The 3,424-nt window shown below is 41.9% G+C and carries 4 protein-coding genes; 3 read left to right on the forward strand and 1 reads right to left on the reverse strand.

Annotated features, from left to right (window positions below):
• A partial coding sequence (locus VK541_RS03755; RefSeq protein WP_324367063.1) for an Rpn family recombination-promoting nuclease/putative transposase occupies positions 1-795 on the reverse strand: 795 nt, incomplete at its 3' end.
• 701 nt (positions 796-1,496) lie between these two features.
• Between VK541_RS03755 and VK541_RS03760 the strand changes: the two genes are divergently transcribed.
• The 3 genes from VK541_RS03760 (at position 1,497) to VK541_RS03770 (ending at position 3,200) form a co-directional block, all read left to right on the forward strand.
• Positions 1,497-1,793, forward strand: coding sequence for a hypothetical protein (locus tag VK541_RS03760; protein ID WP_324367065.1), 297 nt, complete (start codon positions 1,497-1,499; stop codon positions 1,791-1,793).
• Positions 1,724-2,023 (forward strand): sigma factor-like helix-turn-helix DNA-binding protein, encoded by a 300-nt coding sequence (locus VK541_RS03765; protein ID WP_324367067.1) that lies wholly within the window; start codon positions 1,724-1,726, stop codon positions 2,021-2,023. The genes VK541_RS03760 and VK541_RS03765 overlap by 70 nt, the downstream gene beginning before the upstream one ends.
• Positions 2,024-2,360: 337 nt before the next feature.
• Complete coding sequence (locus VK541_RS03770; protein WP_324367068.1) at positions 2,361-3,200, forward strand: chromate resistance protein ChrB domain-containing protein; 840 nt, start codon at positions 2,361-2,363, stop codon at positions 3,198-3,200.
• Positions 3,201-3,424 lie beyond the last annotated feature (224 nt).

Below are 3,424 nucleotides of genomic sequence, written 5' to 3' on the forward strand. Positions count from 1 at the left end.
CTCCTTTGCTGTTTCCAGGACACTGTAATAGTCCCATCTTTGTTTAGTTTTAGCGCTTATCATATTCTTTTCGGTTTTAGTTAAATTCATATACCTGGCTGCTTCGCAAAATTCCATCAATTTGGGGTCGGTAAAAATAGCCGGCATTTGGCTCAGGTGTTTCAGGTTTTTGAGGGCATATATCCATTGTTCCAGATTACTTTCCAATTCGTTTTCAGATTTGTTAAAACTGGACAATTCTATATAAGTAAAAGCCAACCTTTTACTGAAAACCTTTCCTGTACAGGTGTTGATCAGAGATACATCATGTTGCCACGAGTCGTTTTTTTCAGAGCTGACGGTAAATTCTTCCAGCAATGAGATCACATATACATCCCTCAGCGCATAGGCCCAGGCCCTGCGGTTGCCACGCGGAGCCTGCTCGGTAATGAGCCTTGAAGCGTAAAATAATGAGCGTTCCTTAAAGTTCTTCTGATATTGCCGCTGCATTTCAACCAGGAAAAAGGTACCGTCCTGATCTTTGCAAACCATATCAATGGTAGCGCCGCCTTCTTCATGTGTTTCCCCGGGATATTCGTTCTTCAGGACTTCGAGGGAGACCATCTGGCGATTACCCTTAAGAACCTGATTAATAAAACAAATGATTAGATCTGCATTTTGCTGAGAAGCAAACAGCCGTTTGAAACCAACATCGTCAAGCGGATCAAAAAAATAAGGATCATTATTCTTTTGGCCATGGCGGTAAGCAAGTACTGGTTCCGCAAGCGTATTTTCAATGATATCCTCTTGTTGCATGGCTGATTGATTTGAGACAAAGATAAGTAACAAATGTCTAAATTTAAAGATAAAATAAATAATTAAGAAACACAATAATACTTTTTGATTAATATTTTGGAATATAATTTAATATTTTGATTATTAATCCAAAATTTTGGTTTCTGATGTAGACACAAATCAGGCTTTTAAATTGTTCCTTGTGTGATGAAACCGCTTGTGGACATAAGCTTTTACTGGAGAGATAAGTTCGGGCCAGATCAAATCGGAGCGATTACCAGTGTCAAACGCGATGCAGGGGCATCATGTTCAGCTCCGTTATGGCAAGCTTATATTTCCGTTATCCACACCCTGCGGGAAATACAACATTGCACGGTTGTTCTGATGGCAATAATCTATGTCCGGCGGCATTTGCCAGGCTGACGGAAATAATCCAATTGTGCAATGGGCACACTTGAGGCATCTATTTCCGATTTTTCAGAACCAGAGCAGGCTGGTTTTTTAACGGTTTCAGGACGGTTGTTAGGCCTGGGGGTCATGCAACCCCCTAGAAGAGGTTATGAAGAAGTTGAAAAAGAGTTGTGCTCCTCTATTCGCTGCGCTGCCGGATACCGGAGATGTTAGATTCTGGTTTTTTATTTTCTGATTAACGTTGGCAATGAAATAATGTATAAACTTGCCACAACTAATTATTATCTTTAATACAGGGAAAATTTAACATCATGGCGGGTTACAGCGCATATACCGATCAGGAACTGGTTGCTTTGTTGAAGCAGGGCGATAAGCATGCTTTTGAAGAAGTATACCCCCGTTATGGTATGATGATCTACTTTAAGGTTAACCAAATGCTCAGAGATGAGGAAGCAGCTAAAGACCTGGTTCAGGATGTTTTTATGATTTGTGGTCAAATGCCGGGCAAGTTAAAGAAGAGACTAATTTGCCAGGGTATTTGTACGTGTCGTCACGGAATAGAATATTTAACCTCATCGAGAAGGGCAGGACAAAGAATAACTATGTGAGCTCTATTTCTAAATATGCTGTTGAGGCCAGTACCGAGACCATGGATAAACTGGATGAAAGAGAGCTGATGGCGATCATCGTTTTGGAAATCGCAAAACTTCCTGTAAAGATGCGACAGGTATTTGAGATGAGCCGCCTGGAGAACCTCAGCCATAAAAAAATTGCAGAGAAACTTGGCATTTCTGAGAAAACGGTAAAACCCAGGTGCATAATGCGCTGGATATTTTGAGGGTAAAATTGAAAGCCTACGGACCTGGAGCGCTGGTTATTTTAATTGATTGCCGCAATTAATCTTCTCATGCTATTTGTTTAAATCAGTTGTCAGTTCATGAAGGTAGAGATAAAGCCGTATTACCACCTGATAGACTGATCCAGTTTTTGTAGTCGATTGTACACTGTATGTGAAATGTAGTTTACATACAGCGTAATTAATCTTTACGGTCGGCGCTACCACCAGTCATCTGATAAATAATCCTGGCAAGGTTGCACAATTTAGGGATGTATCTTTGCTATGGCATTAGAGCGATGGCGGGATATATTTCATTAATTCTAATTAGTTTTGAATTATGAACTGGATCACCCGCAAAAGACCTAAGATTGACCGGATTGCCTGTCCCTGGCTAATCAGGAATTTCATTGATCCGCAGGCGCAATTTTTTTATGTGCCTTTTGATACCGTTATTGCAAAAGCGGAAGAACTGGATGCAGTCCCATTCGATGTGGTAGGTGTTGAACTCACCCATAAAAATGGCCTTTGTACTTTTGACGCCTTGATGGAGAAATATAAGCTTGATGATCCGGCATTGCAGATCATGGCACGCATTGTAAGAGGCGCAGATACCGATCAGCACGGCCTTGCCAGCCAGGCTTCAGGTTTATGGGCGATAGCAGCAGGAATGGCTTACAACATCAAAGATGACCAGGAATTGCTAAAAGCCGGTATGGTCATCTACGATGCGCTATATACCTGGGCCAGGGATCTTCAGCACGTCAGGCATACCGAAAGCCCGGTTGAGCAGTTGCTGGTTGATGTGTATCAGAAATTCCTGAAGAAAGGAAACGGGGCTAAAATCCCCGCCTGGGCAAAAGAACTGAAAACCATTATACAGGATCAGATTGATACCAACCTGGCCTTAACACTGACCGGAATCTCCAATGAACTGAACATCAACCCTGCGTATGTGTCGAGGGAATTTTCTAAATACTTCGACAATCTATCCTTTGGTGAATACATAAGGAAGTTACGGATCGAGAAGGCAATAAGCTATATCGAGACCTCGGATTACTCCTTATCAGAGATCGCTTACCTGACCGGGTTTTCTGATCAAAGCCATTTTACACGGATCTTTAAACTGGAGACCGGGCTTACCCCATCAGAATTTAAGAAAAACAGGAGCAAAAAGTAAGTTCTGTACCAAGAGTAAATCTTGTTCTATTTTAATGGCAGGGAATGCTGTAGCCTTGTACTATGCAAACACAAGTACATAAAATTCTTTCCGGCCTGGCACTGCTGGCTATTACCATTGTTTCCAGCATCTCTGCTCAAACGCCCCAAACCTATCCAAAACTTGCAGGTTACATAGGTATAGTCCATCCTATAGTTACCTTCAGTTCTGACGGCACGCACACC

This window comes from Pedobacter sp. (genome assembly GCF_035317785.1).
Taxonomy (GTDB): Bacteria; Bacteroidota; Bacteroidia; order Sphingobacteriales; family Sphingobacteriaceae; genus Pedobacter.